We start from the raw sequence: 3,503 nt of genomic DNA on the forward strand, positions 1-3,503 counted from the left end.
ACTTTTTAACATAAATTTCCTCCTTGTGATTTCAAGTTTAGTTTTATATAATTTTTTTGTAGCAAATCTCAGAAATGGGGAAAGGGTTCATGTGAAAGCATGGGCTTTTTTTATTTACAAAAAACCACCTAATCAAATGACTAGGTGGTTCGTTTTTTATAAAACCACTTTGCCAATAATCCTAAAATCGTTAGAGTCATCAACAATAATGTCTTTATATTTTTTATTAAATGATTGTAAGCGAGCTTTATCGTCTTCGAAGAAAACTTTTTTGATGAATGCCTCTCCATCTACGATAACAACGCCAACATTTCCGTTAAATAAAGTATCTTGTTTAGAAACGAAAATATAATCCTGATCATAAATTACTGGTTCCATAGAATCTCCATTGACAGTTAAACAAAAATCAGCTTCCAAAGGAACTTGTTTTTTAGGTAGAGAAATAACTTCTTTACTGTCAAATATGAATTCACCAGTACCTGCTGAAGCACATCCATACCAATCTATATCAACAAATTCTTCTTTTTGTTCTTTCAATTCTCTGTACCTTTGAAGAGAATGAATTTTATTGTTTTGTCCAGGATTTTGCTGTTCTTCCAATTCATGTTTAGCAAAGTCATAGACTTTTTGTTGTCGAGGTGGGGTGAGTTGAGAAGATGTCTCATTAATTAAAGATAAAATACTATTATTTTTGTTAAATGTATCACCTACTATGTCGCTTGTTGATACATTAAATAAAGTGGCCATTATAGTAACTTTATCCATTAAAGGTTTATTTCTACCAGATTCCCATGCAGAAATTGCAGTAGGCTTTACTTGTAAAATATTAGCTAAATCTTTTTGCGTATAGCCATGGTTTTTTCTTAATTTTTTTATGTTTTCAGCTATATTCATTGAAACACCTCCTCTAAAACGATTGTAAACTATAAGTGTACAAAAGTAAAATATTTTTGTAGAAAATTACAAATAAATATTAGTTTTATTATTGACAAGGTCTTTATTTTTATGTACACTTGAAGTGTAGTTTAGGAGGTGGATACAATGGATGCTACTAAAATTCCAGCAATATCAATGGAAGCTGCACGAATAAATGCAAAATTATCACAGGTTGAAATGGCTCGGAAAATGAACATGTCTCTGAAAACATATAATGATTATGAACAGGGAAAAAAAGTTTTGAGAGTAAATCAAGCATGGTTGTTTAGTGAAATAACAAAATATCCATTTAATAAGATTATTTTTTTTAACGAAAAGTACACTTCAAGTGTATATAAATCTGATCAACAACCAGCGTAGGAGGTGTAAAGATGAATCAGAACCAACAAGAATCAAAACAGACTAGAAGTATATTTGAAGGTTTTAGCTTCAAATATCCACCAGTCTCAAAGGAAGAATATATTAAAGCGTATGAAGAATATATTAAGCGTTGTTCGAATTAATAACCATATTCATCAAGCAAATTGTTGCTTATTGCTTCATTTACCATACTCTTATTGAATTCTACAATGATAATTTTAGTGTCTTCGGCTTCGGGCAAAAGTTCAGAATATAAATCGTTAATAGATAATTCTGATTGGATAACTAAAAGATTTGGGAAAATATGAATCCATTTATCTGGTGACAATTTTTCTAATTTAGATCGTAGAGAAACTGCTAATGAGCTATTTGTATCAGTTTCCCAATAAAAAGATATTAAGTATTTTTTCAAAATATTTCACCTCACTTTCAAACTAATTTTATCAAGAGGTGAAAAAGAAAACAAACTGATGGAGGTGAGATTGTGAGTAACAAGCCAAAAATCACTTTGAACGGTACACCTAATCTTCAAAGGTTAGCAGATGAAATGGCTAGAATACGTTCTAGACATTGGGGAGTTACTGTAGAGGCAACCATAATTGAACAAAAAGAAAAGCCCACACAGCCGACAAGCAAGTAGTGGGCAAAACATAAAACAATAATATTGTATCACACACTCACCACTTCCGAAAAGAGGAGTTGCGATTTCCTTCAAAAACTACAAAACAACACAGCACATATACCTACTTGCATGAGCAACTCCTCTTCTTGGAGGTGGTGACGGCGAGAGACAAAGGAGGGATTAAATGACGTTACAAGAGCATCAATACTTGATGCGAAAACTAAATCAGGAATACCACGAATAAATGAAACCTAGATTGTTAGGGGAACAATGGCGTGAACGCCAGAAGAAGTGGCGAGAAACAAAAAGACCGCCTGAGCGATCATTTTTTATCGGTGCGGCCCACGAGGTAATCGAGACTGACCTGAAAGTAGTCGGCGAGGGTGATTAATACATCGAGACTGGGGCGTCTACTACCGTATTCGAAACGTTGATAACTTTGCAGTTTTACATCAAGTATTTCTGCCATATCTGATTGAGTCAAATTGGCTGTTTCCCTAAGTTGTTTTAATCTGTCAGGAATGTTTGTTTCCATGAGAAAACCTCCAAAATAAAAATACTTGACTACAACCGATTAGGATGTATAATAAAGTTAGGTTACAACCTAATTGGATGTAATCAATAAAGAAAGTGGGATGTGATTTGAATAACGAAAAACTAAAAAAAGCCCGCGAAAATGCAGGTTTAAAGCAACATGAAGTAGCAAAAAAATTAGGAATAACGCTAACTTCATACCAAAGATTTGAATACGGTACACGCCTACCAAGCTTGAGTACCGCATTCAAACTAGCCGAAATACTTGGCACAAGTGTTGATGCACTTTTTAAAAATCATTTTAGCTAAAGTATACCATGATAACGGAGGAACAACAATGGCAGAAATGATGACAATTTCAAAAACAGAATGGGAACGAATGAACGAGAGACTAGAAGCCTTAGAAGAACGAAATAAACCGAGAGTCAATTACGGATATAAATTCGGTAAGGTAGTCGAAGAATGGCTTGAGAAACAACGAGACAATCGAAGGATTATTCTAAATCAAAAGAATGCCATTTATGAAGCTGTCAAAGCTTGTCTAGAGATTGAGCGTATCAACGACTTAACAGAAGACAATTACAAATACGCCATCAACATATTTGAACAACAAAAAATATTTTTTAAAAGAAGAATTACAGCAAAGGATGTTGTAACAAATGAAAAAAACACGAATTAATGTGAAGGGAGCATATGTCCTCGTTGGTGTAGGTATGTGCTTCGCCACAATTAACATTCGCTATGGTTGGATTTACTTCATCACTTTAGTTTTGACTTATTTATTCAATTCTACACTCAAGGAAGTGCATGAGAAATGAATGAGTTAGCAAACCTTGACAATTATTTAACTGATGAAGATTGGGCTAAGCCACCTTATGAAGCGCCAATCGATGAGGAGGGTGAAGATGAGCAAATCTACATTGAAGATGAGCCATCGAGAATGGCTTGAAGATCGTAAAAAAGGGATCGGTGGCTCAGATGTTGCAACCGTACTTGGCTTGAACAAATACAAATCTCCTTATCAATTGTGGCTTGAGAAAACGGGTCAAAT

Annotated in this window: 10 protein-coding genes; 7 read left to right on the forward strand and 3 right to left on the reverse strand. The window is 34.0% G+C overall.

Going from position 1 to position 3,503, the window contains the following annotated elements; genetic code table 11:
• Nucleotides 1-156 precede the first annotated feature (156 nt).
• Nucleotides 157-894 (reverse strand): helix-turn-helix domain-containing protein, encoded by a 738-nt coding sequence (locus DVW83_RS14255; RefSeq protein ID WP_137239598.1) that lies wholly within the window; start codon nt 892-894, stop codon nt 157-159.
• A gap of 147 nt (nt 895-1,041) precedes the next feature.
• On the opposite strand from DVW83_RS14255, the gene DVW83_RS14260 reads away from it, so the two are divergent.
• A complete protein-coding gene (locus DVW83_RS14260; RefSeq protein ID WP_137239601.1) occupies nt 1,042-1,296 on the forward strand; it encodes a helix-turn-helix domain-containing protein in 255 nt (84 codons plus the stop codon).
• A gap of 11 nt (nt 1,297-1,307) precedes the next feature.
• Nucleotides 1,308-1,439 (forward strand): hypothetical protein, encoded by a 132-nt coding sequence (locus tag DVW83_RS15850; RefSeq protein WP_274548110.1) that lies wholly within the window; start codon nt 1,308-1,310, stop codon nt 1,437-1,439.
• Here DVW83_RS15850 and DVW83_RS14265 read toward each other — a convergent pair.
• Entirely contained in the window at nt 1,436-1,708 is a 273-nt protein-coding gene (locus DVW83_RS14265) for a hypothetical protein (RefSeq protein WP_137239603.1), read from the reverse strand. The two genes, DVW83_RS15850 and DVW83_RS14265, sit on opposite strands and share 4 nt — an antisense overlap.
• Nucleotides 1,709-1,780: 72 nt before the next feature.
• Between DVW83_RS14265 and DVW83_RS15095 the strand changes: the two genes are divergently transcribed.
• The gene (locus DVW83_RS15095; RefSeq protein ID WP_161569461.1) at nt 1,781-1,936 is read left to right on the forward strand and encodes a hypothetical protein; all 156 of its coding nucleotides are present in this window, start codon (nt 1,781-1,783) and stop codon (nt 1,934-1,936) included.
• 304 nt (nt 1,937-2,240) lie between these two features.
• Here the strand turns inward: DVW83_RS15095 and DVW83_RS14270 are convergent, their stop codons facing one another.
• A complete protein-coding gene (locus DVW83_RS14270) occupies nt 2,241-2,453 on the reverse strand; it encodes a helix-turn-helix domain-containing protein (protein ID WP_137239604.1) in 213 nt (70 codons plus the stop codon).
• Nucleotides 2,454-2,560: 107 nt separating this feature from the next.
• Here DVW83_RS14270 and DVW83_RS14275 point away from each other — a divergent pair, with 107 nt between their 5' ends.
• The 4 genes from DVW83_RS14275 to DVW83_RS14285 form a co-directional block, all read left to right on the forward strand.
• Entirely contained in the window at nt 2,561-2,761 is a 201-nt protein-coding gene (locus DVW83_RS14275) for a helix-turn-helix transcriptional regulator (protein ID WP_161569462.1), read from the forward strand.
• Between the two features lie 28 nt (nt 2,762-2,789).
• Complete coding sequence (locus DVW83_RS14280) at nt 2,790-3,131, forward strand: hypothetical protein (RefSeq protein WP_137239606.1); 342 nt, start codon at nt 2,790-2,792, stop codon at nt 3,129-3,131.
• Nucleotides 3,132-3,266: 135 nt separating this feature from the next.
• Nucleotides 3,267-3,401: a hypothetical protein gene (locus DVW83_RS15855; RefSeq protein ID WP_274548115.1), complete on the forward strand. Its 135-nt coding sequence runs from the start codon at nt 3,267-3,269 to the stop codon at nt 3,399-3,401.
• Nucleotides 3,358-3,503 (forward strand): YqaJ viral recombinase family protein (locus tag DVW83_RS14285; protein WP_174784294.1); only part of this gene is annotated, 146 nt, incomplete at its 3' end. The genes DVW83_RS15855 and DVW83_RS14285, both read left to right, overlap by 44 nt.

The sequence above is a fragment of the Enterococcus sp. VV15 genome (assembly GCF_005236045.1).
In the GTDB taxonomy this organism is placed as follows: Bacteria; Bacillota; Bacilli; order Lactobacillales; family Enterococcaceae; genus Enterococcus_B; species Enterococcus_B durans.

Excerpts from the sequence above, each read along its gene's own strand:
- DVW83_RS14255 (WP_137239598.1), bottom strand. The coding sequence starts at position 894 with ATGAATATAGCTGAAAACATAAAAAAATTAAGAAAAAACCATGGCTAT.
- DVW83_RS14260 (WP_137239601.1), top strand. The coding sequence starts at position 1,042 with ATGGATGCTACTAAAATTCCAGCAATATCAATGGAAGCTGCACGAATA.
- DVW83_RS15850 (WP_274548110.1), top strand. The coding sequence starts at position 1,308 with ATGAATCAGAACCAACAAGAATCAAAACAGACTAGAAGTATATTTGAA.
- DVW83_RS14270 (WP_137239604.1), bottom strand. The coding sequence starts at position 2,453 with ATGGAAACAAACATTCCTGACAGATTAAAACAACTTAGGGAAACAGCC.
- DVW83_RS14280 (WP_137239606.1), top strand. The coding sequence starts at position 2,790 with ATGGCAGAAATGATGACAATTTCAAAAACAGAATGGGAACGAATGAAC.
- DVW83_RS15855 (WP_274548115.1), top strand. The coding sequence starts at position 3,267 with ATGAATGAGTTAGCAAACCTTGACAATTATTTAACTGATGAAGATTGG.